The organism is Peribacillus sp. SRI_006 (assembly GCF_057586375.1).
Window position 1 is genome coordinate 141215 of the sequence record NZ_JBYCZT010000007.1, and the last position, 26691, is coordinate 167905.

At 39.7% G+C, this 26691-nt stretch carries 26 protein-coding genes, 1 other RNA gene, 1 pseudogene and 1 riboswitch; of the genes and pseudogenes, 24 read left to right on the top strand and 4 right to left on the bottom strand.

What is annotated here, in order from left to right:
• Positions 1 to 21: 21 nt before the first annotated feature.
• From AC2YHV_RS12005 to AC2YHV_RS12045, 9 genes are all read left to right on the top strand, one after another.
• Positions 22 to 1278, top strand: a complete 1257-nt coding sequence (locus AC2YHV_RS12005; RefSeq protein WP_487373262.1) for a ribonuclease H-like domain-containing protein — start codon at positions 22 to 24, stop codon at positions 1276 to 1278.
• A gap of 451 nt (positions 1279 to 1729) precedes the next feature.
• Positions 1730 to 2218 (top strand): CotD family spore coat protein, encoded by a 489-nt coding sequence (locus AC2YHV_RS12010; protein WP_318269881.1) that lies wholly within the window; start codon positions 1730 to 1732, stop codon positions 2216 to 2218.
• Between the two features lie 66 nt (positions 2219 to 2284).
• A complete protein-coding gene (locus AC2YHV_RS12015; protein WP_053535550.1) occupies positions 2285 to 2836 on the top strand; it encodes an SLOG family protein in 552 nt (183 codons plus the stop codon).
• Positions 2837 to 3034: 198 nt separating this feature from the next.
• Complete coding sequence (gpsB, locus tag AC2YHV_RS12020; RefSeq protein WP_034307876.1) at positions 3035 to 3346, top strand: cell division regulator GpsB; 312 nt, start codon at positions 3035 to 3037, stop codon at positions 3344 to 3346.
• Positions 3347 to 3426: 80 nt separating this feature from the next.
• Positions 3427 to 3816: RNase P RNA component class B (gene rnpB, locus AC2YHV_RS12025), an RNA gene on the top strand.
• Between the two features lie 604 nt (positions 3817 to 4420).
• On the top strand, positions 4421 to 5569 hold the full coding sequence (locus tag AC2YHV_RS12030) for a THUMP domain-containing class I SAM-dependent RNA methyltransferase (protein WP_063575774.1): 1149 nt from the start codon (positions 4421 to 4423) through the stop codon (positions 5567 to 5569).
• A 193-nt stretch (positions 5570 to 5762) separates the two neighbouring features.
• Positions 5763 to 5963, top strand: a complete 201-nt coding sequence (locus AC2YHV_RS12035) for a cold-shock protein (protein WP_034307871.1) — start codon at positions 5763 to 5765, stop codon at positions 5961 to 5963.
• 224 nt (positions 5964 to 6187) lie between these two features.
• Complete coding sequence (locus AC2YHV_RS12040; RefSeq protein ID WP_487373263.1) at positions 6188 to 8101, top strand: ATP-dependent DNA helicase; 1914 nt, start codon at positions 6188 to 6190, stop codon at positions 8099 to 8101.
• Between the two features lie 131 nt (positions 8102 to 8232).
• Positions 8233 to 9744 (top strand): carboxypeptidase M32, encoded by a 1512-nt coding sequence (locus AC2YHV_RS12045; RefSeq protein ID WP_278088425.1) that lies wholly within the window; start codon positions 8233 to 8235, stop codon positions 9742 to 9744.
• Positions 9745 to 9940: 196 nt separating this feature from the next.
• Here AC2YHV_RS12045 and AC2YHV_RS12050 read toward each other — a convergent pair.
• A pseudogene (locus AC2YHV_RS12050) lies at positions 9941 to 10242 on the bottom strand (transposase); the annotation flags it as partial.
• A 415-nt stretch (positions 10243 to 10657) separates the two neighbouring features.
• Positions 10658 to 10759: riboswitch (purine riboswitch) on the top strand.
• Positions 10760 to 10920: 161 nt separating this feature from the next.
• Here AC2YHV_RS12050 and AC2YHV_RS12055 point away from each other — a divergent pair.
• The 11 genes from AC2YHV_RS12055 to AC2YHV_RS12105 all read left to right on the top strand — a co-directional run bounded on the left by AC2YHV_RS12055 (position 10921) and on the right by AC2YHV_RS12105 (position 22678).
• A complete protein-coding gene (locus tag AC2YHV_RS12055; protein ID WP_057277826.1) occupies positions 10921 to 11520 on the top strand; it encodes a xanthine phosphoribosyltransferase in 600 nt (199 codons plus the stop codon).
• Positions 11513 to 12826 carry a nucleobase:cation symporter-2 family protein gene (locus AC2YHV_RS12060; RefSeq protein ID WP_487373264.1) on the top strand — a complete coding sequence of 438 codons (1314 nt, stop codon included), beginning with the start codon at positions 11513 to 11515 and terminating at the stop codon, positions 12824 to 12826. Before AC2YHV_RS12055 ends, AC2YHV_RS12060 begins: the two co-directional genes overlap by 8 nt.
• A gap of 408 nt (positions 12827 to 13234) precedes the next feature.
• Positions 13235 to 13702 carry a hypothetical protein gene (locus AC2YHV_RS12065; RefSeq protein WP_487373265.1) on the top strand — a complete coding sequence of 156 codons (468 nt, stop codon included), beginning with the start codon at positions 13235 to 13237 and terminating at the stop codon, positions 13700 to 13702.
• A gap of 10 nt (positions 13703 to 13712) precedes the next feature.
• Positions 13713 to 14801 (top strand): type III polyketide synthase, encoded by a 1089-nt coding sequence (locus AC2YHV_RS12070; protein WP_487373266.1) that lies wholly within the window; start codon positions 13713 to 13715, stop codon positions 14799 to 14801.
• Entirely contained in the window at positions 14801 to 15331 is a 531-nt protein-coding gene (locus AC2YHV_RS12075; protein ID WP_487373267.1) for an isoprenylcysteine carboxyl methyltransferase family protein, read from the top strand. The genes AC2YHV_RS12070 and AC2YHV_RS12075 overlap by 1 nt, the downstream gene beginning before the upstream one ends.
• Before the next feature lie 146 nt (positions 15332 to 15477).
• Positions 15478 to 15636 carry a hypothetical protein gene (locus tag AC2YHV_RS12080; RefSeq protein WP_487373268.1) on the top strand — a complete coding sequence of 53 codons (159 nt, stop codon included), beginning with the start codon at positions 15478 to 15480 and terminating at the stop codon, positions 15634 to 15636.
• Between the two features lie 188 nt (positions 15637 to 15824).
• The gene (locus AC2YHV_RS12085) at positions 15825 to 19538 is read left to right on the top strand and encodes a dynamin family protein (protein WP_487373269.1); all 3714 of its coding nucleotides are present in this window, start codon (positions 15825 to 15827) and stop codon (positions 19536 to 19538) included.
• Positions 19539 to 19553: 15 nt separating this feature from the next.
• A complete protein-coding gene (locus AC2YHV_RS12090) occupies positions 19554 to 20315 on the top strand; it encodes a nucleotidyltransferase domain-containing protein (protein WP_057277832.1) in 762 nt (253 codons plus the stop codon).
• A gap of 12 nt (positions 20316 to 20327) precedes the next feature.
• Positions 20328 to 21155, top strand: coding sequence for a sulfurtransferase (locus tag AC2YHV_RS12095; protein ID WP_487373270.1), 828 nt, complete (start codon positions 20328 to 20330; stop codon positions 21153 to 21155).
• Between the two features lie 85 nt (positions 21156 to 21240).
• Complete coding sequence (locus tag AC2YHV_RS12100) at positions 21241 to 22116, top strand: 5'-3' exonuclease (RefSeq protein WP_057277833.1); 876 nt, start codon at positions 21241 to 21243, stop codon at positions 22114 to 22116.
• A gap of 268 nt (positions 22117 to 22384) precedes the next feature.
• A complete protein-coding gene (locus AC2YHV_RS12105) occupies positions 22385 to 22678 on the top strand; it encodes a DUF6123 family protein (protein WP_057277834.1) in 294 nt (97 codons plus the stop codon).
• A gap of 41 nt (positions 22679 to 22719) precedes the next feature.
• On the opposite strand, the gene AC2YHV_RS12110 is transcribed toward AC2YHV_RS12105, so the two are convergent.
• Together AC2YHV_RS12110 and AC2YHV_RS12115 are read right to left on the bottom strand one after the other, a co-directional pair.
• A complete protein-coding gene (locus AC2YHV_RS12110) occupies positions 22720 to 23628 on the bottom strand; it encodes a DMT family transporter (protein ID WP_487373271.1) in 909 nt (302 codons plus the stop codon).
• Positions 23612 to 24025, bottom strand: coding sequence for a reverse transcriptase-like protein (locus AC2YHV_RS12115; protein WP_063575784.1), 414 nt, complete (start codon positions 24023 to 24025; stop codon positions 23612 to 23614). Before AC2YHV_RS12115 ends, AC2YHV_RS12110 begins: the two co-directional genes overlap by 17 nt.
• A gap of 221 nt (positions 24026 to 24246) precedes the next feature.
• On the opposite strand from AC2YHV_RS12115, the gene AC2YHV_RS12120 reads away from it, so the two are divergent.
• The 4 genes from AC2YHV_RS12120 to AC2YHV_RS12135 all read left to right on the top strand — a co-directional run bounded on the left by AC2YHV_RS12120 (position 24247) and on the right by AC2YHV_RS12135 (position 26200).
• The gene (locus AC2YHV_RS12120) at positions 24247 to 24918 is read left to right on the top strand and encodes a reverse transcriptase-like protein (protein WP_487373272.1); all 672 of its coding nucleotides are present in this window, start codon (positions 24247 to 24249) and stop codon (positions 24916 to 24918) included.
• A 5-nt stretch (positions 24919 to 24923) separates the two neighbouring features.
• Complete coding sequence (locus tag AC2YHV_RS12125; protein ID WP_034307842.1) at positions 24924 to 25109, top strand: zinc-finger domain-containing protein; 186 nt, start codon at positions 24924 to 24926, stop codon at positions 25107 to 25109.
• Between the two features lie 147 nt (positions 25110 to 25256).
• On the top strand, positions 25257 to 25904 hold the full coding sequence (locus AC2YHV_RS12130) for an HD-GYP domain-containing protein (protein ID WP_487373273.1): 648 nt from the start codon (positions 25257 to 25259) through the stop codon (positions 25902 to 25904).
• Between the two features lie 8 nt (positions 25905 to 25912).
• Positions 25913 to 26200: a hypothetical protein gene (locus AC2YHV_RS12135; protein ID WP_487373274.1), complete on the top strand. Its 288-nt coding sequence runs from the start codon at positions 25913 to 25915 to the stop codon at positions 26198 to 26200.
• On the opposite strand, the gene AC2YHV_RS12140 is transcribed toward AC2YHV_RS12135, so the two are convergent.
• Positions 26145 to 26609 carry an RrF2 family transcriptional regulator gene (locus AC2YHV_RS12140; RefSeq protein ID WP_057277839.1) on the bottom strand — a complete coding sequence of 155 codons (465 nt, stop codon included), beginning with the start codon at positions 26607 to 26609 and terminating at the stop codon, positions 26145 to 26147. The genes AC2YHV_RS12135 and AC2YHV_RS12140 overlap by 56 nt on opposite strands.
• Positions 26610 to 26691 lie beyond the last annotated feature (82 nt).

The window sequence follows — 26691 nt, forward strand, 5'->3', positions numbered from 1 at the left end:
CGTGAAAAGAGGTGTAATTTCATGTCTTTAAAAAATAAACTAAACCGTATGAAAACCCATATGAACCTAGAGAAACATACTTCTCCTATAGAAGTAATTGACCAGAAAGAGAATGAAGAAATTCCTTACTTGGAAAAGTGGCTGGAGAACGATACCGTTTCCTTTCATTTCGATGGTGACTATTGTTTCATTAGGGAAGTCCGCTACCCTATAAATCACAAACACGGCTTATATGCATTTTCCGAGCTGAAAAAGGTCGTAAAGGAGTGGAATCAAGCTTCATTGGAGCATCCACTCTCCACCAAGGGCGTTAAAAGTGAAGATCTGTTTTTCTTCGATACGGAAACGACAGGGCTTGGAGGCGGAGCGGGCAATACCATTTTTTTACTTGGCTATGCGTATTTAGAAGGTGAAGAAGTTGTCGTGAAGCAACATATCCTTCCGCAGCCAGGAAGTGAAATCCCGCTTTATCAAAGCTTTCTGGAAAACATCAATTACGAAACCCTTGTCACATATAATGGTAAATCCTTTGATTGGCCTCAGCTAAAAACAAGACATACCTTGATAAAAGAACATGTACCAAAACTACCGGAGTTCGGACATTTCGATTTGTATCATGCTTCAAGGCGCCTTTGGAGAAACAAATTGGAGCGAGTGAAATTATCTGCGGTCGAAACAGATATTTTAGGTGTACATAGAGAGGATGATATTCCTGGATATTTGGCGCCGATGATTTATTTTGATTTTGTTGAGAGGAAGAATCCAGAAATTCTGTTTGGGATCATGAAGCATAATGAATGGGATATCTTATCACTGATCACATTGTATATTCATTTGTCCCGAAAAATCCTCCAAATCGATGGATATACGGAAGAGTCCATGGAGATTGCACGATGGCTCGATTATTTGGGGAAAAAAGAGGAGTCAGTTGAGACATATCAAAAAATATTGGAAGCGGGAAGTGAGGAAGATCGGATAATGGCTGGTCATGCCTTAGCTTTCCAGAAAAAGAAGCTAAAACAATTCAATGAAGCTTTGGAGATTTGGAAGGAAGTTGCCTTAAAAGGGAATGTGCAAATAAGGATACAGGCGCAGATTGAATGTGCAAAATTATACGAACATCAATTTAAGGAAGTCGGTCATGCTCTAAAATGTTCAATAATCGCCCATCAAGAGATGGTAAGAGAAGGGATCACTCAGGAAAAAAAACAATTGGAATTGGAAAAGAGGATTCGGCGGCTCGAAAAGAAAGAAGGTTCAAAGGATATTTCTGTATAAAATAAAGGAATGAGAATGGTCTTTTAGTGCAAAAGGATGAAAATAAAAAATATGTATACAATTATTGTAGCCTTCAACTATTGTGTGTAAAATGGAAAGAGTTGAGGGTGAAATTCCAAGCGTTCATTTCATACCTTTACATCAAATAAAATTAAGGTGAAAGCGGAGCGGAGAAATGTATAAAACGACTTTATTTCTATTTTTTGTTGTCCTTTGTTTAACGATTGTTTTATTTACTTCATTAAAAGACAGTCTCTATTCCTTTTTGTAGAAAATCACCCTCCATATTTGAAGAGATAGCATTCATATAATAGTGTACTTATCGACAGCCATACATCGTTTTATACTTATTCTGTATAATTAGGTCATTTCATCAGTACACGTATCCCCTTTTTTTCATAGTCTGTAATGTAAGACTAAACTTATCATGATGAAAGGGGACGTATTATAAATGTATTTTCGTAATTGTGGAGGAAATAAACCCCATGTTATGGGAGCATCCAACAATGTAATGGGCGCACACAACAATGTAATGGGCGCACACAACAATGTAATGGGCGCATCAACCGGTAAAAAAAATTCCAACGTAATGGGAGCGTCTGACGTAATGGGAGCCTATAGTCCATCGGCTGTGTCTCCAGCTCAATATGGTCCATCGGCTGTGTCTCCAGCGCAATATGGTCCAACACAAACATCTCCATCTCAAGTTGCCCCAGCGCAAGTTTCTCCAACACAGCAATATGTTAATACGAATGTATCGAACACAGTGATTCCTGTCGTTCATCCATCACATACTACAAATGTCAATAAACATGTGAACACGTTTAAGCATTATTTCCCGCATACTCAATCCGTGGTGAACGAGTGCTATAATCAACACTTGATCTGTGGAAGGCCGCCGCAAAACCCATGCTGTCCGCCTAGGCATTTTGGATACTAAAAAATAAGGGCTTATTAAGCCCTTGTTTTCTTACATAATCATGTTAAAAGGGAGATTGACTATGCAATGAAGGTTTTGTATATGACCGGCTACAAAGCTTTTGAATTCGGGATATTTAAAAATGACCATGAAGCCGTAAAATATATAAAGAAAGCGATGAAACAGCGTCTCCTGCCATTGGTGGAAGATGGGCTGGAATGGGTGATCATCTCAGGTCAGTTGGGTACGGAATTATGGGGTGCCGAAGTGGTTTTCGAATTACAGGAAGAATTTCATCAGCTTAAATTAGGTGTGCTTACTCCTTTCCTGAAACAGGAAGAGTCATGGAATGAAACGAATCAAGAGTTCTACCGATCCATATTGGCCCGTGCCGATTTTGTTGAATCGATTTTCAACAAACCATATGAAGGGCCCGAACAGCTTAAAATCAAAAATAGGTATATGGTCCATAAAAGCGATGCCATGCTCATCATTTTCGAAGCCGAAAAAGAGGGATCAGCCCGATATCCTTATTTCGAAGCGATGAAAAAAGCTGAAACACAGCCATACCCCATCTTTCAGATAAACTTTGATGATTTGCAATCGGCTGCGGAAGAAGCGAGCTGGTCCGAAGAATGAGAGAAAATAATTATGGATTAAAAGTTGTTTCTAAAGCATAATCATATTATTATGAAATTTAGATACAGTTTTAATGGGAATACATACCGTTCACTGAAACAGTAAGATACAAAAAGGTGTTTCGTTGACAAACCCAAGCAGATTTGAAAAAATAATAAAAAGTCGATTGTATTGGCGAAAGTATTGAGGTGAAGTCTTATGCTATCCGATAAGATAAAATTAACGGCTAAAGATATTCTTGAAAAAGATTTTAAAACAGCCATGCGCGGGTATAAACCTGAAGATGTGGATCAATTCCTGGATCTGATCATTAAAGATTATGAAGTGTTCCATCAGGAAATTGAAGATCTTAAACAAGAAAATCTTAAATTGAAAAAACAAGCCGACGAGAGTACAAAACGTCCAAATCAACCTGCTCCAAGTGCTACCCCGGGAACCACTAACTTTGACATCCTTAAACGGTTATCCAACTTGGAAAAGCACGTTTTTGGTAACAAGCTTTTTGATTGAGGTTTTGCATTGTAAAAGTAAAAATTATTGTGGTATTGTGTTTTCGTGAATAATGGAGTATAATCAATTATGTTATGTTAACGTTTGGGTAATTGCTGCTGCATTAATGCAGTAGAGGAAAGTCCATGCTCGCACGGACTGCGATGTCCGTAGTGTTCGTGCCTGGCGAAAAAATAAGCTTGGGCAGCAATCTTGGATTGCTGACGGCTGGGAAAATGCCTAAGTCCTTTTGGATATGGCATGAATACCTATAAAAGTGCCACAGTGACGTAGCCTTTACAGAAATGTAAAGGGTGGAACGAGGTAAACCCCACGAGCGAGAAACCCAAATTAATGGTAGGGGCGCTTTCTTCCTTGGAAATGAACGAGGAGAAGGACAGGAGCACATGCTTCTGTAGATAGATGATTACCGCCGAAGTACGAGACGCGAGTCGCTTGCAGTACTGAGGAACAAAACATGGCTTACAAAACGTTATCATATTACACCAAAAGCACAACTCTCCTTTTAAAAGGAGAGTTTTTGTTTATGGAGATTGCCCTAATATAAAAAGATTGGGCATTTCCTTTTATTTTTCGTTTTCTGAAACTCCGCTGTGTTAAACTTAGAACTTGGCAAGTTTTTCATACCATTCGAAAAGTGTCCAGCGTAAAGAAAATGGCTTGAATGAAGTCTTCGGAAACGTTGTTAAAAATAGTGTTGGAATGTTAAGCATTCCTTGATTCTGGGTATCCTATTTATAAAGGTTCCTTAATTCTTCTGTTAGCTGAAGGGGGATAATGGATGGGAACCATACATAATTGGTTTGGATGATTTCAAGAATATAAGTGCAGCGATTATCTTAAGGTGCAGTGATAATAGAGTAAAGCTTTAATTTCACGGTAATCCATAGACGTTCCCGCTATATGATCATGATAGAAGCTAGGCCAACAATGAAGAATTCTAACGACAAGATAAATGGTAGTGGACCTTTTAAATAAGGTTTACATGTAAAAAATCAATGCCTGCTTCTAAAATACAGAAATTCGCGAAAAGGTGCCATTGATTTGGATTAATGGAAAGAAGGTGCAGAAATAATGAAACAATTCGATATTATCGCAACATCAGCAATGGGATTGGAATCAATTGTTGCCAAGGAGGTTCGGGATCTTGGTTACGATTGTCAAGTCGAAAATGGTAAAATCACGTATAAAGGGGATCAATCCGCCATTGCCCGCTCTAATTTATGGCTGCGTACTGCCGATAGGGTGAAAATTAAAGTCGCGGAATTTAAAGCATATTCATTTGATGAGTTGTTTGAAAAAACAAAGGCATTGAATTGGGAAGATTACTTATCGGCCGATGTTGAGTTCCCCGTGAGTGGAAAATCCGTTAAGTCAAAGCTATACAGTGTCCCTGATTGTCAGGCAATTGTCAAAAAGGCAATTGTTGATAGATTGAAAAGTAAATACAAGCAAGTGTCTTGGTTTGCTGAAACTGGTCCTTTGTTTAAAATTGAAGTATCTATTTTAAAAGATGTTGTGACACTCACCATGGACACTTCAGGTGCAGGTCTGCATAAACGGGGATATCGAACCGGGCAGGGGGAGGCACCTCTTAAAGAAACATTGGCAGCTGCGTTAATCATGCTGACCAATTGGAAAGCGGATAAACCTTTCATAGATCCATTTTGTGGATCTGGAACGATTCCCATCGAGGCGGCCTTAATTGGTCAGAACATAGCACCTGGTTTTAATAGGGAATTCGTATCTGAAACTTGGTCATGGATGGACAGCAAGGTTTGGGATGAAGCACGGATCGAGGCTGAAGATTTAGCCGATTATGATCAGTACTTGGACATAACCGGTTGTGATATTGACCATCGAATGGTCGATATAGCTAAAGCTAATAGTTTTGAAGCCGGTCTTGGTGATCTGGTTGAATTCAAACAAATGCAGGTGAGGGATATCTCAACCAGGAAAGAGTATGGTGTCATTGTCGGGAACCCGCCTTATGGAGAACGTCTTGGCGAGAAAAAAGCGGTTGAGCAGATGTATAGGGAAATGGGCCAAGCCTTCAAGAAGCTTGATACTTGGTCAGTATACATGATTACCTCCAACCCTGACTTCGAACAGCATTATGGTAAGCCTGCAACGAAAAAAAGGAAATTGTTCAATGGTTTCATCCGTGCTGACCTTTATCAATATTGGGGGAAAAGGCCGCCAAGACAGCCTCAAGGTGAATAAGTAGGTAGAATATAACGGAGGATTTTGCTAGTCAGGACGATTTATTCATAATAGGTTCCAGTCTTGCTTATCATTTCCTTTTCTGTTATTCTAATAATGAATTATTTTTGTTCAGATTTAAGGAATACCTTAATATTCTTTTGAACAAGGATAGTAATATAATGTGTGGAGAACACACTAGGAGGCAACAAAAATGGAACAAGGTAAAGTAAAATGGTTTAACGCAGAAAAAGGTTTTGGATTCATCGAACGTGAAGGTGGAGACGATGTATTCGTACATTTCTCAGCTATCCAAGGCGAAGGTTTCAAAACTCTTGAAGAAGGCCAAGACGTTACATTTGATGTAGAACAAGGTCAACGTGGACCACAAGCATCAAACGTAAACAAAGCTTAATTCAACCCTATATTATTTACAGACAGGCTCTCTTTTGGAGCCTGTCTTTTATTTTACGAATGGACAACCAGGCAGCATACATAGAAAAAATATAATACGTTTCATTTTCTAATGGTTGGTAAATATCTTGACTATTAATGTGAAATAAAGGATAATATACTTTTGCCTAAGATTATAATGATTCGGATTCTATATACTGATGATAGTTAAAAGGGGAGACCAGGATGCTTAAAACACTGCCTTTTTCGGTAACAAAGGAAGATTCTTTTTACGATAAGCTTTCAGAATGGATCGGTGATGTCTTTTACGATATTCTTCCCGAAAAAGGATTTGAGCTGCGTGACGAACAAATCTTCATGGCATTTCAATTAGAAAAAGCCTTTAAGGAAAAGAATGTAAGTTTTGCTGAAGCAGGGGTAGGGACCGGTAAGACATTGGTCTATTTACTATATGCGATTTGTTATGCGAGATATACGAATAAACCGGCCATTATTTCGTGTGCAGATGAAACGTTGATTGAACAGCTTGTCAAAGAGGAAGGCGACATCCAAAAAATCAAGAATGCTTTAGGTATTGAAGTGGATGTTCGGCTTGCTAAATATCACGATCAATATGTATGTCTAAAGAAGTTGGATTATGCAGTGAATCATGAAGATTCAGAGGGAATAGATCAGCTATATGATGAACTTCCCAAGTTTGTCCATGATAACTCATCCATGAACGCCTATACTGCATATGGGGACCGTAAACAGTACCCATATTTAAATGATGAAGACTGGTCTAAAGTTGGCTGGGATCAACTCCAAAACTGTTTCACTTGTGATAAACGCCATCGATGCGGGCAAACCCTATCACGGGACCACTATCGAAAATCAAGTGATTTGATCATTTGTTCACATGACTTCTTCATGGAGCATGTATGGACCAAGGAAAAGCGTAAGCGTGAAGGACAATTACCATTGCTGCCAGATCATAGCTGCGTTGTCTTTGATGAAGGTCACTTATTGGAATTTGCTGCTCAAAAGGCTTTAACTTATAAAGTTGGGGAACAAACCCTTGCCTCGGTTTTGGAATTGCTTACAGCCAATCAGGTTCGTGAAGAAACCTTATACATCATTGAGGATTTAATTGATATCAATGAAGAATTTTTTGATTTGTTGGATGAAAAAGCGATACATGTCAGCGGATCTAATCGTTATGAAATCCCAATGTCCAAAGAAATTACAAGCTTTGCCCATAAGCTTCACAAAAAGGTTGAGGAGTTAGAGGAGAACCTAGTTTTTGAAGCGGAAATGTACACGATCAATGATTATGATTTAAAAGTGACGGAAGAATATTTAGAGCAGCTGGGCTACTCCCTTTCTCTATTTGTAAAGGATGAACAGGCCGTTTCCTGGTTTGAAGAAAATGAAATGACCAAAACATTGGTCATCATGCCAAGGCTCGTACAGGATATTTTGTCTGAACAGGTATTCTCTAAAAAAATCCCTTACATTTTTTCATCGGCAACATTATCGGATAATAAATCCTTTCAGTACATTGCAGATAGTTTAGGGATAGAAAAGTATGACAGCTTTTCCGTTGAATCACCGTTTGATTACGATGAAGTCATGAAAATGAATATGCCTACCTTCGAAAATGGAGATCAATTGGCTAAACTTCAATTTACGATGAAGACAATTGAGGAAAATCAAGGTCGAACACTCGTGTTGTTCCAATCAAAAGAAGAATTGCATTGGTTCAAGGAAAACTGCCCAGCGTCTTCTTATCCATTTTATTTTGAAGGGGAAGCGGAAATCAGCGAGCTGGTTAAGAAGTTCCAAGAGGATGAGCAATCTGTTCTTTTCTCCTATCATTTATGGGAAGGACTTGATGTTCCAGGGCCTTCATTACAAAATGTTGTGATACACTCCCTGCCATTCCCGCCGCGCGATCCAGTTTTCGAGGCTAAACGCAACTCGGTTTCCGACGCATTTGAAGAAGTGGACCTTCCATACATGCTCCTTCGCTTGCGCCAGGGAATAGGGCGTTTGATCAGGACGAGCAATGATTCGGGGACAGTCCAGATTTTGATTGATAAGGATCTTTCGGAGAAGGTGAAAGAGAAGATTGTATCCATTCTTCCTGTCGCGCTTTAACTAAAGTCAATCCAAAAAAGAGCCAAGGTGCCCCTTGGCTCTTTTTTTATTTTAATTTTTTAATCGGAGTGGTTCTGATAGGAATGATTTTTGTATAATATGGTAAAGTGTAGTTGGAAGGAGCAGTGACTATGACTAAAAAGGGTATCGATCTGATAGAAAAAGAGTTTAAAGAATATGTAAAGAAAATCTCGGCGTATAATGAAGCACTCGCGTTAATTTTTTGGGATTTGCGTACAGGTGCACCGAAAAAGGGAGTTGAGCAGCGTTCCGAAGTTATCGGGGTGCTTTCCTCCGAAGTGTTTAATATGAGCACAAGTAAAGAAATGGAATCCTTCATTGCAGAACTTTCGAAGGAGCCTCTTAGTGAAACGACTAATAAAATGGTGCAAGAGTGTAAGAAAGATTTTGAAAGGAATAAGAAAATTCCTGCAAACGAATATAAGGAATTCGTCATTTTACAATCGCGTTCTGAAAGTGCATGGGAAGAGGCAAGGGAAAAAGCTGATTTTTCTTTATTTCAACCTTATCTGGAGCAAATTGTAGCGTATACCCGCAGGTTTGTAGAATACTGGGGATATGAAGGGACGAAATATAATACCCTTTTGGATATGTATGAACCAGGCATGACTGTAGATGTACTTGACAGCGTATTCAGTGAGCTTCGGTCGAGGATCGTTCCTTTGGTAAAACAGATTGCAACAAGCGAACATAGACCTGAAACAGGGTTCCTTTATAAAGAATTTCCAAAAGAAAAACAGCATCAACTCAATTTGGAAATTCTAAAACAGCTAGGATACGATTTCAAGGCTGGCAGGCTGGATGAAACGGTTCACCCTTTCGAAATTAGAATAAATAGGGGAGATGTCCGGGTGACGACCCGATACGATGAAAATGATTTTAGGGGGGCAATCTTTGGTACCATTCATGAATGTGGACATGCCATTTATGAACAGAATATCGCCAATGAGTTAACCGGAACACTTCTTGATTCCGGGACATCCATGGGGATCCATGAATCACAATCTTTATTTTTCGAAAACTTCATTGGACGGAACCAAAGCTTCTGGAAAAATAAATTCTCCTTATTAAAAGAATATGCCCCCGAACAATTCAATGACGTGACACTGGAGGAATTTTACCGGGGCATTAACGAATCGAAACCATCGTTCATCCGTATTGAAGCAGATGAACTGACGTATCCTCTACATATAATGATTCGGTATGAACTGGAAAAGGCTCTTTTTAATGGAGAACTTGAAGTGAAGGATTTACCGGAAGTCTGGAATGAAAAATATAAGGATTATTTGGGAATTGTTCCTGAAAATGATGCCATGGGCGTGTTGCAAGATGTACACTGGGCAGATGGCAGCTTTGGTTATTTCCCTTCTTATGCATTGGGCTATATGTATGCAGCCCAAATCAAGCAAGCGATGCTTAAAGATTTGCCTGATTTTGATGGACTGTTGGAAGCGGGGGATATTGCGCCAATCAGGGAATGGCTTAATGAAAATATACATAAATATGGAAAAACAAAAAAACCTTTGGAGATTTTGAAAGAAACGACAGGGGAAGGTCTGAATGTTCAGTATTTAATAAAGTATCTTGAAGATAAATATAAAGAAGTTTATAAAATCAAATGAATCAAAGGAAGAAGGACTTGCATTAAGTGTAAAGGCCTTCTAAGTTTGTAGACAAAAGGGGTTCGGAATTAAAAATTCCGAACCCCTTTTGGAAATTCCCTTTAAATTTCCGCCTGGAATTAAGCGATTGGGGCTCTACAAGCCCACTAGGCTAGGCCATTTTTGGACCTTACTATGTCCAATTGGCCATCTTTTTTTAGTAATCCAGCGAAAAAGTAAGCATCGCCTGCATCTACAATTTTTAAGTCCCCTTAAAGTAGTCCACTGCATACCATTCTTTTGCATCTCCCGAATACACGCTCAATCGTTTCTTTCCGTTTCGCATATATAGTTTTTACATCTAAATGATGACGCAGATGATCTGCATCTTCCACATAGGTTTGCCAGATAGGCCGTGTCACCACTTTTTGAAATTCTTTTTGTACACTGTGATAAAGATGAGGATGTTGCACAGATGTGTTTTGGCGATTTGTACTCACGATAACCCTCTTTATAAGTAATCATTTCCAGTTCATTTCGCTGAATAGAATCATGCTTTATAGGCAAAAGGGTTCTAAAAGTTAAACAAAGTTGAACGGAATATGCGAGACGCCTGCTTAGAAAAGCGAGTCCAGGGGAGACCCCGCAGGCGCAAAGGCGACGTGGGCGGACCGCCCGTGGAAAGCGAGTACCTGTAGAGGAAATCAACGGTCAAATATGTACAAACCATAAAAGGGCATGAACAAAATACCAGTAAATGTTATTTGAAGTGGCAGCGATGTTTTTTCTTTATAGGTAAATCCATGCTATTTAGGTTTAGTGATTTCACAATTTTCTATTAATACGAATGATGACTTATTTTTTTTATTGAAAGTTCGGTTTTTAACAAAAATAACTTTTCAAATAGAGTCAGCGTTGTTATAATTCATATATTAATAAAATATTAAGTTTCACTCGTATAATAGCAGGGATATGGCCTGCAAGTTTCTACCGGATTACCGTAAATAATTCGACTATGGGTGAGTAATAGATCTTGTTGCATAATGAAGGCTTTTGCTGATTCTTTTTTCATTCGTGCCCAAGAAGTATTGCTTCACTCAAAAAAAGTGCAGCAATGTTTCTTGGGCTTTTTTATATGCCTGGAAACAATTGCATAGATTATGGGTCAATAAACATCCAAGATTGGGAGGAACCTTCATGCAACTTTTAAAGGATAAAATTTTGTCCGAGGGTCAAGCTTTATCAGAAGATATTTTAAAAGTAGATTCATTTTTAAATCATCAAATGGATCCTATGTTAATGAAAGAAATTGGTAAAGAATTCGTAAAACGTTTCGAACAAAAGGAAATAACGAAAGTGCTGACAATTGAATCTTCTGGCATTGGACCTGGTTTGATGGCTGCGCTGGAATTGGAAGTTCCGCTCATTTTTGCCCGTAAACGTAAATCACTTACTTTAACAAATGATTTAATAACGGCGTCCGTTCATTCCTTTACAAAAAAAGAAACCAATACCATTACGGTTTCCAATAAATATATTGAAGCCGGAGATAAGGTTTTGATCATCGATGACTTCCTTGCTGTCGGACAGGCAGCACGTGGGTTGGTGGAAATCTGTAAGCAGGTTGGAGCAGAAGTGGCCGGAATCGGCATCGTGATTGAAAAAGCATTCCAAAGCGGTGGTAAGGATCTTAGGGAACAAGGTTTTCAAGTGGAATCACTTGCACGGATTGCTGAGTTGAAATTCGGTGAGATAACGTTTGCTGAGGAAAAGGAAGGAGAAGCCGTCAATGTCTAATCAATCACCATTAAAAGTTGCTTCATTAGGATTACAACATGTTCTTGCCATGTATGCCGGTGCAGTCGTCATTCCATTGATAGTCGGTGGGGCGCTGGGATTGACTGCAGCGCAGTTAACTTATTTAGTTTCGATAGACATTTTGATGTGCGGGATAGCAACTTTATTGCAAGTATGGAAAAATAAATTCTTTGGAATTGGGCTTCCGGTCGTCCTGGGCTGCACATTTACAGCAGTTAGCCCGATGATTGCAATTGGTACGCAATATGGAATCAACTCCATTTATGGATCTATTTTAGCGTCGGGATTGATTGTCATTATCATTAGTAAGTTTTTCGGAAAACTGGCAAGGTTCTTCCCGCCCATTGTCACTGGATCGGTCGTTTTGATTATTGGCATTACACTCATTCCTGTTGCCATCAACAACCTTGGTGGAGGCCAAGGAGCTGCTGATTTCGGAGACTTGAATAATGTAGCTCTTGGGTTCGGAACTTTGTTATTCATTATATTCATGTATAAATTCTCATCAGGATTCGTACGCTCCATCTCTATTTTATTGGGGCTTTTAGTAGGAACATTTGCAGCTTTCTTCCTTGGGAAAGTCGACTTTAGCTCGGTTGTCAGTGCCACTTGGCTGCATATGCCTCATTTTTTCTACTTTGGAATCCCGACATTCAACGTCACGGCAATCATTACAATGACATTGGTGGCGATCGTCAGCTTGGTGGAATCGACTGGTGTTTATTATGCTCTTGGTGAAATCACGGACAAAGAAATTTCAGAAGACGATCTGGCTCGCGGATATCGTTCTGAAGGACTTGCCATCATGATTGGCGGTTTGTTCAATGCGTTTCCGTATACAGCTTTTTCACAAAATGTCGGCTTGATTCAATTGTCAGGCATTAAAACAAGAAATGTCATATTCACAACGGCTGGCATTCTTATTTTCATAGGTTTTGTTCCAAAAATCGGTGCATTCACGACAATTATCCCTTCTTCCGTGCTTGGCGGTGCAATGGTGGCGATGTTCGGCATGGTAATTGCCGCTGGAATTAAGATGTTGAGCAAAGTTGATTTTGCTTCTCAAGAAAATTTATTGATCATCGCTTGTTCAGTAGGGATGGGACTAGGGGTGACCGTCGTTCCTGAGCTATTTGCGCAAATTCCGGAAAGCTTTCAAATCTTAACGGAAAACGGTATTGTTGCCGGAAGTTTGACAGCTATATTCTTGAATATCGTTTTTAACATCATCCCTACAAAAGGGAAAGTGAAGGAAGCCCGCATTGAAGGGCAAAATGTAGCCTGATTAAAAATAGATTCTGTAATCTTGATAGATTCACCCGTTTACATGCCCAAAATCCTCAGGTGAAGAGGATTTTGGGCATTTTTTTCATTTAGGCCGAAGCATATCATTGATAATGAATTTGGAGTTTTGTCAGATAAAAGGAAACTCTCTTCACTTTTTGAATATATTGATAGTATATGTTCAGGAAAGTAGTGATAGGGATGGAGAAAAAATATTGTATTCATTGCAGGACCATACTAAGCCAGGAGTATAGGTGCAGTGTGTGTGGAAAAGAGGAGTTTCAAAACATTATTATACAAGTGCAAAATCAATCTTCAGTAAAGAAAGATGACTGAAAGCGCCCCCTTACCAAATTATAGGTAAGGGGGTTTTATTAAATCGTGTATACATATCGATTATTAAGGTGATATGAAGAGTACCTCGCCATTGCCCATCATGACGTGGGAGGTTGTAATACCAACCAATGCTTTGTCTCCTGCTAAAGAGGCGGTAACATTACCGGCAAGCATGCTGCCGAATTCTGCTGCAAAGGATTCAAGCATGATTTCACCGTTTTACTCATCCCATCCGTTTGTTCCCTCGATCATTGACTCCGTTATTCCTTTCTCTTTGGACATTCAAAAGCCGGACCTCATAAGTCAGCCTTTCGTACAGGAATGCATTAGCGCCCTTATCTGCATGAAAGGTGATATTGTGGAAGATGTTCCTCCACTTGTATTGTTGTACTTTCCGTTTTATGGTATTGTGCAGTCCTTTTTGCCTGAGTATTTAGAAGAAAAGAAAAAAAAATTATTAAATGCCTATACATATCACCATTTAGCTATAAAGCATAATTGGTGTCATGGTGGGTATATTAACCATATCATGAATATTTAGGGGTGGAATCATGCCGTATTTATTATCTGCATCTCATGTAAAGCTGCCACATTTGCTTTCACAAGAAAAAATCATGGAATTTTCGAGAGAAATATTTGGAGCATCATTTAAGAATATAGAACGGTTACTAAAGGCATTTAAGAATGGACAAGTGGAAAATCGATATTTTTCAAATGATCTCGATTGGTTTAAAGAGGATCATTCTTTTGCCGATCGGAATGATTTATATATAAAGCAGGCAATCAAATTTGGGAAAGAAGCTATAGAAAAATGCTTAGCCAACACAGAATTTTTAAAAGAAGGACTGCAGGCAAACGAGCTAGATGCTTTCTTCTTTATCTCAAGCACGGGGATTGCCACCCCGACCATTGATGCCAGGATAATGAATGAACTTACATTTAACCCGCATGCTAAAAGGATTCCGATTTGGGGGCTTGGCTGTGCAGGGGGAGCGAGTGGCCTATCACGTGCTTTTGAATATTGCCAAGCATACCCGACTGCGAAGGTCATTGTTTTAAGCGTGGAGTTATGCAGTCTGACATTTCAAAGGAATGACATCTCCAAAAGCAATTTAATTGGGACTTCCCTATTTTCCGACGGAGTAAGCTGTGTTTTGGTTTGCGGTGATGATGTACCGAGTGAACAGTTCTCAAAAAAAGTAAGACATTTGCAATTTTTGGATTCGCAATCGACACTAATGCCGGATTCATTGGATGTAATGGGGTGGGATGTTAAAGATCAAGGGTTATACGTGATTTTTTCGAAAGATATCCCTACAATCATCAAGGATTGGCTTAAACCGAATGTTCAAGAGTTCTTAATGGAGAATGGATTCGATCTAAACGATGTAAAAGATTTCATCGCTCATCCTGGAGGCAAGAAAGTAATTGATGCTTATCACGAAGCCCTCGGGTTCGATGAAAGCATGACGGGAGAGTCAATGAGCGTATTGCGTGAATTCGGCAATATGTCCTCAGCGACTATTTTGTACGTTCTGGAGAGGTTCATGCAGCGGGGCGGGAATAAAGGTGAGGTGGGCCTGGCTGCTGCATTGGGGCCTGGGTTTTCATCTGAACTTGTGTTAATGAGGTGGAAGTGATGATCTTCGCCATTTTCATTATCTTGATCGCTATACAGCGCCTTGTTGAATTATATATCGCCAAACAAAATGAAAAACAGTTGAAAGCCGGAGGAGCAATAGAATACGGTGAGTCCCATTACAAATGGATGGTTCTGATGCATCTTAGTTTTTTTATTGTTCTCATTATTGAAGTGGTCGCCCTTGAAAGGGATATATCTGAACTTTGGCCGATTTGGCTGACCCTTTTTCTAATTGCGCAGTCAGGAAGGGTTTGGGTAATCCGTTCATTGGGAAAACATTGGAATACAAAAATCATAGTGGTTCCTGATGCCGATGTAGTCATTAAAGGTCCTTATAAATTTTTCAAACATCCGAACTATATCATAGTGGCAACTGAGATTTTAGTTATTTCCTTATTATTCAATGCATATTATACTGCTATCATCTTTAGTTTATTGAATGTTTGGATGATGATGGTAAGAATCCCACTGGAAGAGAAGGCATTAAAGGAACACACGGAATATTCTACGGTTTTTAAGGGAGAATAATAAAAAAATGAAATTACTTATTGAAAATGATTATCGTTCGTGATAAGATTCTAAATGAAGATGAAAATTATTCTCATTCGGATTTCAATCATTTATTTTAATTAAAAACTAAAAGCTAATCAATATAAAAGAGGATGGTGTTGGTAATGGTTTGGGTATTCATTTTATTGACAATCGCTACATATGGTTTTGTGATGAAACATGTATTGAATAATATTCAAAAACCGGCAAAGGCAGTAAAAGCTTATACCGGGTCACCAATGGAAAACCGAGCTGCTTTTAACCCCACCCCAACAACCAGGTAAACATCCTGGTTTTTTTTTTGCATTCCAACAATAGGATCAAATTGCGCGAATCCACCAATTGGTGGTTTTTTTTTGAACATGGCCTGTAATGAATCATATAGTAAAAATAAAGCTGACGGTATGAATAACAAACGAAATCGTTTACAATAAGAATATCAAAATGACGATAGATTAAGGGGTATGGATTCATGATTCAAGAAACATTAAAGCAACAGTCCAAATTGGGAATTTTGACTGCCATGTATGAGAAATTTCAATCGGCAGGTGATACAGGCAATGCAGATAAAATGAAACAGTTAATCATGAAAGTGAATAATGAGGAGTTCATCATTGCTTTTTGCGGGCATTTTTCAGCGGGGAAATCTAGTATGATCAACTTTCTCCTTGGTGATCAAGTATTGCCTTCAAGTCCGATTCCAACGAGTGCAAATACGGTAAAGGTACAAAAAGGGGAAGACTATGCCAAAGTCTTTTACCATCATCAGCCACCAGTCTTATTTCCTGCACCTTATGATTTTAAAGAGGTCAAGAAATTTGCCAAGGATGGAGATTCAGTATCGGCAATAACGATAAGTTCCAATGATTTTTCACTGCCGGATTCATGTGCGATCATGGATACGCCAGGAATCGATTCGACAGACGATGCACATAGAGTTTCTACGGAATCTGCCCTGCATCTAGCTGATGTCGTTTTTTATGTCATGGACTACAATCACGTCCAATCAGAAGTGAACTTCCTATTCACGAAAGAATTGTTGGAGGCTGAAAAACCGACATACTTAATTATCAATATGATCGATAAGCATGATGAAAAGGAGCTTGGGTTTCAAGACTTCAAGCTTTCCGTTTCTGAAGCTTTTGCGAACTGGAATGTATATCCTGATGGTATTTTTTATACATCCGTAAGAGACTTGAACAATACCGAAAATGAAATAGAAGTGGTCAAGCAATTCATATATGAAATGGCGGGCAAAGGTTTAAATGATGGGAAGGATGCCATCATGCAATCGGCTAATGCCCTTGTCGAAAGACATCTTAATTGGCTGAAGGAGCAGTATGAAGAGGAACATGCCGATGATATTGAAGTATTATCAGAACTGCCTCATGAAGAGCGGATACACTTGACGAATCAGGTGGACAGCCTATTGAAAGAAAAAAAATCATTGACTGGACGCATAGAGGAAATCAAGGGCCAGTATGCCGATGCATTGGAAACCATTTTAAAAGGCGCATACATCATGCCGGCTGCAACACGGGACCTAGGTAAATCATTCTTGGAATCGGCTCAGCCGGACTTTAAAATGGGTCTATTATTTGCCAAGAAAAAAACGGATGCCGAACGTGAGGCACGTATTAAGGCGTTCTTGAGCGATCTGCAAGAAAAGGTGAAAACCCAGCTTGAATGGCATCTTAAAGAACTGGCGGTTAAAACGCTTAATCAAGCGGAAATCCATGATTCAACACTTGAAAGTAAGGCTCAGGCACTTCAGATCGAGGTAACGGAATCTTACATAAAAAACTCTTTGAAGCCTCAAGTCGATATTACGGGTGAATACGTTTTAAACTATACGAATGATTTGGCATCAGCCATCAAAAAGAAAGCACGTGATGTATCAGAAGGATTTTTGAATGATATGGTTACCGTTATGGAAGGAATAGTGGAACAGCAGTCCATGTCCATCGATAAGGAACTTGAAGGTTTTTCTGAATTTGCGGAAGCCCTTAAAGTTACTGCTGCGATGAACGCGGAAATCGAGTACCAAACGGAACGTTTAGAGGCCATTGCCCATCAAACTGAATCATTGGTCGATGAGCGTGAAATCGATATGCTGTTAACTGAATGGAATGAAGAGGAAAATAATATTACAGTCAAAATCATGACAACCGATAAAGTAAGTAATTCAAGGTCCGTCAACGAACAATCTGTAAGTGATCATGTTAAAGAAATCACGGATGCTGTACCTTCCGTGACTGTTTCTTCATCTGATGCTACTGATTTACGCGGAAAAGAAAAGCTAGTGGAAACTGCAGCGAGTTTAAAACAGGCGGCCGAGCTGATCCAACCTCTGAGAGGGTTTCAATCGCTTTATAAAGAATTAAAAGAGAAGGCAAATCGCTTGGAACAACAGACGTTCACGGTTGCCCTCTTCGGTGCATTCAGTGCGGGTAAATCTTCCTTTGCCAATGCTTTGATGGGAGAAAGCGTACTTCCTGTCTCACCAAATCCGACAACTGCCGCAATCAACAAAATCATGTCTTCGGACGCTGAGCATCCACATGGAACGGCAACCGTCAAATTAAAGACCGAAGCGATGCTGTTGGAAGATGTAAGCCTGGCATTGGCAGCTTTTGATAAATCGGCAAAGACTCTGGATGAAGCACTGCAACTAGCAGGGCAAATCATTGCGAAGGCAGGGGAAGTTGATAAGGGTAAAACGCACTTATCGTTTCTTAGGGCGTTTCATCAAGGGCTTCCCGAGTACCAAAATGATTTAGGAAATGTGGTTACGGTAGACCTTGAAGGATTTAAACGGTTTGCTGCGGAAGAGTCCAAGTCATGTCTTGTTGATCTGATCGAATTGCGTTATGACTGTGAAATGACAAAGCAGGGGATGGTCCTTGTTGACACACCTGGGGCCGATTCGATTAATGCACGCCATACTGGAGCAGCTTTCGAATATATTAAGAATTCGGACGCCATCCTATTTGTGACTTATTATAATCATCCATTTTCCCGGGCAGACAGGGAGTTCCTGATACAGCTTGGACGTGTGAAAGATTCTTTCGCTATGGATAAGATGTTTTTCATCGTCAATGCCGTCGACCTGGCACAAACGACTGACGAATTGGGCGAAGTGATGGATTATGTCACAGATCAATTGAATGGATTCGGTATCCGTTTTCCAAAACTGTTCCCGCTTACGAGTAAGGGGGCGTTGATGGAAAAACAAACGCCTGGTTCGTTTAAGCATTCATTCCTTCCTAATAGCGGAATCATGGAATTCCAAGGCCAATTCGATTCTTTCATAGAAAACGATTTAACTGGACTTGCGATTGAATCGGCTCAAGCGGCTGTAAAAAGAACCGAAGAATTGCTACGAGATGTAATTACAGCTTCCAGACAGGATGAGAAAGCGAAACGAAAAGCCCTGGAGACACTTTCTCATGAGTCGCAGGCCATTTCGGAACTCCTTTCAGTCATTAAAGGGGATGCCGAAAAGCAACGGTTGAAAAAAGAGATAGACGAATTGACTTTCTATAGTAAACAACGGGTCTTCTTCCGGTTTAATGATTTCTTCAAAGAATCGTTCAATCCAGCTGTTTTAAAAGATGATGGAGGCGATCTGAAAATTGTCCTCAAGCAATCGATGAAGAACTTATTGGATGCGTTAGGCTTTGACCTTGCCCAGGAAATGCGGGCAACGGCTTTAAGGACGGAAATGTTCGTAAATAAATTACTGAATGAGAAACAGGGCAGTTTGCTTCAGCAAATGCAAAAAATAAGAAGAACCCTTTCATTACAGCCATATGAACCCAATGAGAGGGAATCCCTTGAATTCACTGGAGCTTTTGCCCAATTGGATACAGGGGAATTCAAAAAGGAATTGGCATTATTCAAGAATCCAAAATCTTTCTTTGAAAAGAATGAAAAAGCGAAAATGAGCGAAGGTCTTCAGAAGCGTTTGGATGAACCTGCCCTTATATATGCAAAAGAACAGGGTGAGAGGATTTACGAAATGTATAATGAAGTCCTCGATCAAGAGCTACTCGCGATTCAAAAAGAGTTTAAGACGGAAGTATCGGATATCTTTGCAGGTTTACGTGCAGCATTGGAGGAAACGGTTGATTTACCGTATTATGAAAATGCTGTAGCGGAATTGGCTAAAATGCATTCGAAATAGAAACGAGGTTCATTCATGAAAGAAAACCTTATTTCACGCTTGAGATACCTGGAAAAAAATGAGGATATAACGATATTGATGGCTGCTGTTACTGGCAGCCATTCTTTTGGTTTATCATCGGTCCAATCGGATTTCGATGTTCGGTTTATATATGTTCATAATGATAAGCGATCATACTTGAGCTTGAGTCAGCCAGTTGAAGTCATTCAAGTGAAAGAAGGCCTATTTGACATGGAAGGCTGGGATCTCTTTAAATCATCCCGACTTACCTTAAAGAGTAACCCTGCTCTATTTGAATTGTTTCAGTCACCTATCAGGTTGATAACCCATCCGGATTATTATAGGAAGATGACTGGTTTGATAGCGGATTGCTATTCCAAAAAGGCACTGGGGCACCATTACTATCGGATGATGAGCGACAATCTTCAACAATTGACAAAAACAAGGGGTTCCGAAAGAAAAGAGCTAAAAATATGGGTACAAGTATACCGTTCGTATTTAACCCTTGAATATATCATCCAACGGGGTTCGCTGCCACCATTATCGGTATGGGAATTACTTGATTCGGTTTCAATGGATCAAGGAATGAAAAACAGGATGACCCGGATATTTAAAGCAAAACAAATGGAAGAATGTATAAGCAACAATGAAAGTGAAAATAATCTTTCGCTAATAGAAGGGAAATCACTTTCCATAAAGAATGAGATAACTAAGCTACATCAAGGTAAGAACATGGAAATGGAACTTAATGAATTGATTTGGGCCATTTTGGAATAGGGGGGATATGAGATGAGTTTTATAATCGAAAAAGAAGAGCTGTTGCCGTTGTTGAATTCTAAAGATATCAGAATTTGTGACTGCCGCTTTCAACTAGGCTCTCCTGATTCAGGGTATAATGATTACAAAAAAGATCATATTTTAGGCGCTGTTTATTTCGATCTTGAAAAGGACTTATCTGGTCAGGTTCAAGATCATGGCGGAAGACATCCTCTTCCTGACCTGGAAACCATTAAAGATAAACTGGAATCAAATGGAATCACCAACGATACTGTACTTATCGCTTATGATGGCGGGGAAGGTTCTTTTGCTTCCAGGTTTGTCTGGTTGCTAAGCTACCTTGGGCATCAGAAAGTCTTTGTCCTGAACGGGGGATATCGCGCCTGGAGGGATGCGGGCTATCCGATTGACTCGATTCAAATGAATTATATGCCAACCGAATATCGTATCGATTTAAATGAACACGTTTTTGCATCTTTTCGAAAAGTGAAGGATTACACTTTGAATAGACCTGACGATATCGTATTAATGGATTCACGGGAATCTAAGCGCTACGAGGGAATCGAGGAGCCAATTGATAAAAAAGCCGGCCATATACCTGGTGCAGTAAATAAGGTGTGGACGAACGTTATGGAAAATGGCTATTTTAAAAAGAAGGAAGATCTTCAGTCGAATTTCACAAGCATCGGTAAAGATAAGGAAATCATTGTGTACTGCGGTTCAGGTGTAACGGCCTCACCCAATTATATCGCCCTGAAAGAAGCGGGCTTTAAAGATGTAAAGATTTATATTGGCAGTTTCAGTGACTGGATCTCGTATGATGATAATCCAATTGAATAATATTTTTTCCAATTAAACGATCCTTAAAAAAAGGGACAGTTATGTTAAAATGGAAGTACATCATGATAGAGGTGATAATGTGTTAATGAAAGAAAATGAGCAGCATCCATCCTTTATGCTTGTCGATGGAATGGCGCTTTTATTTAGAGCTTTTTATGCAACGGCCGTTACTGGTCAATTCATGATTAACTCCAAAGGCATCCCGACCAATGCCGTTCAAGGTTTTTTGAAGCATATGCTGACGGCGGTGAATCACTTTTCACCCAGTCATGTAGCGGTATGCTGGGATATGGGCAGCAAGACTTTCAGAAATGAATTATTTGATGGATACAAGGCGAATCGATCAGAAGCTCCAGTCGAAATGATTCCTCAATTCGACTTAGCGAAAAAAGCGGTTGAAGCATTCGATATCCCTAACATAGGACTATCTGGTTATGAGGCGGATGACTGTATCGGAACAATTGCCAAAGCATCTGCACAACATAGCCGAGTGGGTATATTGACTGGCGATCAAGATATGCTTCAGTTAATAGAGGAAAACATTTCCGTACTATTATTAAAAAAAGGGTATGGTAACTATGAGGTGCATAATCCCGATAGCTTTTTTGAGTGGAAAGGGATTACACCAAGGCAAATGATCGATTTAAAAGCTTTAATGGGTGATACAGCTGATAACTATCCCGGAGTTAAAGGAATTGGGGAGAAGACAGCGTTGAAATTATTGATACAGTATCAAAGTATCGAAGGCATTCTTGAAAATGTTGCTTCATTGACGAATGGGCAACGTGCTAAAATTGAATCCGCTGTCGATATGCTTCATTTATCCAGAAAGCTAGCAGAAATAAAATGCGATGTACCAATTTCATGTCCTTTGGACGATGCGGTTTATCAGTATGATCGCGAAAAGGTCAAAAACCTGGCTAGGGATCATGAATTCAGGACATTACTGCGCATGATCTAATCAAACAAGGGGGAGCTTCCTAATGGGAGCTCCCCCTTTTGAAATTCCCTTTAAATTTTCGCCTGAATTTAAGAGTTTGGGGACCTACTAGCTCGCGAGTCGAAGGGAGACCCCGCAGGCGGACCGCCCGCGGAAAGCGAGTGCCCTAGTTCCAATCAACGTTCAAATTGTACAGTCCAGGACATCGGTCCTTTATTTTGTACGATGATTTTTTTGTCGAAAAATGGATAGTCAAATTCTTTGATATACGGTAAGATGAAAATAAGGCATGAAGTATGGAGTGGATGAGCAAGTGGCGAAATCAACTGAAGAGTATGTTAGTTTTTTAGAGGGTAAGGGATTCACTTTTGGTAATGACGCGATTGGTTTTATTTATTTTGGTAAGCGCTACACGGATGCAAGTGATATTTTAGTCAATGCAGCAATAGAGTTGACATTAAAGGTACAAAAGAATTTTGATGGCAGCTTTTATATCTCCTTTTTGGAAAACTTAAAACAAAATGGCATTGAAACGCGTAGTGCAGCGGTATCGTTTGCAAAAGAACAGGGGCTACTTAAATAAATCGGACTTCGTAACTGGAAGTCCGATTTATTTTGGGCTTTTCAAGAAAACCCCTGTGTCACCGGTTTCTTTTTCTTAACAGGCAGTTCTGCAAAAATCATTCCCAAGAATATGAATGCGCAGCCGATGATGGAAGCGGAAGTCAATTTTTCCCCTATCAATATGTATGAGGATAACGCTGCAAAAACCGGTTCCATTGAAAAGATCAGCGCCACTCTTGTAGGTGTTGTGTAGGCTTGGAAGAAGGTTTGTGCGAAAAAGGCGAAGGCCGTGGCAAGGGCTGCCGTAACCAACAAAGCAGTCCATACATCTCTCTGTAACATGACCTCTGAGCTGAAGATGACGGAATGATTCTCTTTGAAAATGAAAGCTGAAACAAATGATAATAAAGATACGGTGGAAACCTGAACCAACGTCAGCGGTAAAGCGGGAAGGGTCTTGGCATATTTAGCAGTAGTGATGATTTGCATGGCAAAACTGATTGCACACAAAAATACCAGCAAATCACCGATATTCAAATTGGAGCGGTCAGCGAAAGTCATTAAATAAAGTCCGATGGTTGCTGCTGCGACACCTATTATTGTATTGCGGGAAAGCCTATGCTTTAATAGCACCAGGGAAAAAACAGGTACCATGACAACACTTAATCCTGTTATAAAGCCAGTCTTGGCAGGCGTTGTATAATTCAATCCGATCGTTTGAAGTCCATAGCCGAGAAAAAGCCATACACCAATATGAAACCCAGCTTTAAAAAGGCTTTTGCTCCCGTTTTTCCCCTTTTTGTGTAGAGTAAATAAATAAGGGATGAGCAAGAATACGAACGCCATGAAAAAACGGACGGCATTAAACGTGAAGGGGTCAAGAAAAGATAGCGCATTTTGGACCATGACAAAAGTGACGCCCCAGATGAATACAACGAATAATAATGAAAAATCAGCTGTCTTGTTCATGATTTTCCTCAGCCTTATTCAAGCGAATGGCCCGTCTCGCCAACTCATCCGCGGACTTATTTTCGATATTTGGAATCCATTTCATGAAAAATAAATCAAGCTCGTCGGAAAGCTTTAACGCCCGTTCCAGCAAAAGGGCATACTTATTTTTTGCAAATCTTTTTTCAATGGCTTGGTTGATGGCTTGGGAGTCTGTACGAAAAGAAACGACTTGATACTCATTGGCCACACAAATCTCCAATGCTTTGATTAAGGCATGGTACTCCGCTTCATGGTTTTCCATATTCCCAAGCGGAAAGGAATGCCTCTCGACCACACCGTTATTATTTATGAAAACACCTGCACCGCTAGGCCCTGGATTGCCCGCACTGGCACCATCAATATACACTTCGATCAAGATGTGCTCCTCCTCGAGTTTAACTGTTTAAATGTTCGATATAATAACGTTTCATTTAAAATTAAGATTGAAACATGAGAATTTCAGGCTTATATGGGAACTATAATTAAAAAGAGTGATTAAAATGCTTACAATATATTATAAAGGGTATGACGAAAAAAAGGTATGAAAATTGTAAGCTGTTCTGCATGAATCGTGAATGGATAAGGAGCTGGAAATCTTTGAAGGTAATTATGCAATGGACATATCAAGCTTCAAAAAAACCATCTGCCGATTTCGTTTCGGATTGGCTTGATGCCGGGACTGCACTGGTCATTACAGAAGATCTTGAAAAGGCAGGAAGGCTGAAAGAAGTGGAATTCAAGGATGAATTCGATACAATATGGAACAAGAAGGAGTTAAAGAAACTCCTGACGGAAATTGAGGAAGAACCGCAGGATGTGACGGTCTTCTTTGATGGAGGTTTTCAAAAAGATGAAAAGGTGGCAGGAATTGGTGTTGCCATTTATTATCGTCAAGGAAAGAAGTTCTTGCGGTTACGCACCAATGTGAAATTGGAGCAATTCGAATCCAATAATGAAGCTGAATATGCGGCTTTTCATGAAGCGGTCAGGCAGATGGACGAACTTGGAATCCACCATCAAAGCTGTGTCTTTAAAGGTGATTCTCTTGTCGTCTTAAATCAACTTTCCGGTGAATGGCCCTGTATGGAAGAAAACTTAAATAAATGGCTGGACCGCATTGAAGCGAAATTGGATAAATTAAAGATCATTCCTGTCTGCAAGCCGATTTCTCGAAAGGAAAACCAGGAAGCCGATCGCCTGGCCACACTTGCACTGCAGGGAAAGGCCATTTTCAGTAAAATAGAAATTGCTGGGTCAAAGGAGCCATAACAACAATGAACAGGAAAAAAATATATGAAGAAGTGGAAGATGTTCTCGCTTCATTTTGCCAAGATTGTTTTTTAAGAAAGCATTTTCGAAAAGAGAAGGGGCGTACGTATGCCCATCAGTTCTGTATTTCAGAATGCACGGTTGGTGAAAAACTAAAACAGCTCGGCAATGAACTTAGTGACCGAACTTAATTGCTTTCATTAAGACACAAGAGAAAGAGGGATATGGTATTACAAATAAAAAATAGAGAAAAGTGTGAGAGCAATGAAAAATAGAAGAGGGAAGCATGTGAAACAGCCTCTTACCATACCCCCAAAATGATTTCAATAAGGGAAGAATTGAAAAAAGATGCATTTGCTTTAAGGGTAGAACATGTACAACCTAACGTAAATATTCAGGATAGAATCAACGAAGCTTCTCTTCATTTGAAAAACATCTTTCAAGATATACGTAAAGAAGGAAAAATACAGCTTGAAAAGATTGTATTGATTAAAGCAAAAGTTGCACCTGTCATTGCAGAAGCTGCAATGAACCCTGATATTTATTCCCTTTTCGATGAGCCGCATGCAGATCACGAGTACACGTATCGGCATAATATAGGTGTCGGGATAATCGCCACTTATCTAGGGATGAAGCTTGGATTATCCAAAGAAAACCTTTCAGCCCTGACCTTGGCAGCCATGCTGCATGATGTGGGGAAAACAAGGATTTCGGATAATATAGTGGAAAAACCGGGTAAACTGAATGAGGCAGAATATGAAGATATGAAACGCCATGCCATTTATGGATATGAATTACTTAAAAATATCCCTGGAATCCCACCATCGATTGCATTAACAGCCCTCCAGCACCATGAACGGGAAGATGGGCAAGGCTATCCTCAAGGGAAGAGTGGAAAGGGTATCCATCTTCATGCGAAAATCGCCGATAGCCGACGTATTCCATGCGATGTCATCATCATCAGGCCATGCCGTTTTATAAGGTGATTGAGCAAATGAACAGGGATATGGTCAGTAAATTCAATCCTGAGATCCTAATGGAGCTTGTAAGCCGATTAATGTCCACGTTGGTAGGAAAAGAAGTCATGCTTACCAATGGACGATTCGGGACGATCATCAAGATCGATCCATACAATCCCCATAAAGCTTTATTGAAAACCGGTACAGAGATCATAGATTTACGAATGGAAAATCGAATGAATCATCGGTTAATGGAAAAAAGCCCGATTATAAAAAATCGGGCTCTTCGTCATTCTGCTTTACCGAATCAAAATAGGTTTTGAGCATCACTTTATTTTCGCTGAAGTCTGCAATCGTATATTGATCAAGGACTTGAAGAAAAGCATCCAAGGCATTGTTAAGGACAAATTTCAATGAACAAACGGGAGAAATCACACAGTTATCGTGATCTTTAAAACATTCCACTAGATAAAAATCTTCTTCGGTTCTCCGCACAAGTTCCCCTACATTTATTTCAGCGGGTGATTTTGCAAGCCGGAAACCGCCATTTCTTCCACGTATCGTCTCAATATAGCCTAATTTACCTAGATTATGAACAATTTTCATCAAATGATTTTTAGACAGTTGATATACTTCAGAAATCTCTTTGATATTTGATAATTTGCTTTGGTCGTGGGTAGCCAGGTAAATCAACACTCTAAGTGAGTAATCGGAATAACTCGTCAACCTCATGTTTATCGCCTCACATTCTATCCCCATTTGACTATATCATAAATGTGAACATTTTATAAACATGAAAACTTATTATCTGAAA